General features: G+C 29.4%; 1 protein-coding gene. It reads left to right on the top strand.

What is annotated here, in order from left to right; genetic code table 11:
* Positions 1–244 (top strand): hypothetical protein (locus AAIE21_RS29510; protein WP_343269888.1); only part of this gene is annotated, 244 nt, incomplete at its 5' end.
* Positions 245–255: the final 11 nt, after the last annotated feature.

Genomic DNA, 255 nt, shown 5'->3' with positions numbered 1-255 from the left:
CCATTTCACAATAAATGAGGTTAAAACTATGGATATTATCGAAGAAAAAGTTAAGAAATATAATCAAGTTAAAGCTGATTTAATGAAAATTGCTCAATGTATCGATTATTGCAGTGAAGATGAAAGGAAAATTTATCAAGACATCGCTCTAAACTACTCAAAACAACTTAAATACATAAAGGAATCAATTGAAAAAATTTACGGCGTAGAGCTTTGCAACTGTTGTACCTTTTCAGACAAATAAAGGATTGGGAA

The sequence above is a fragment of the Paenibacillus sp. 102 genome, from assembly GCF_039549175.1.
Lineage (GTDB): Bacteria > Bacillota > Bacilli > Bacillales > Bacillaceae_G > Bacillus_A.
The sequence above is the reverse complement of the archived record's forward strand: the minus strand, read 5'-3'. Positions and strand labels throughout refer to the sequence as shown.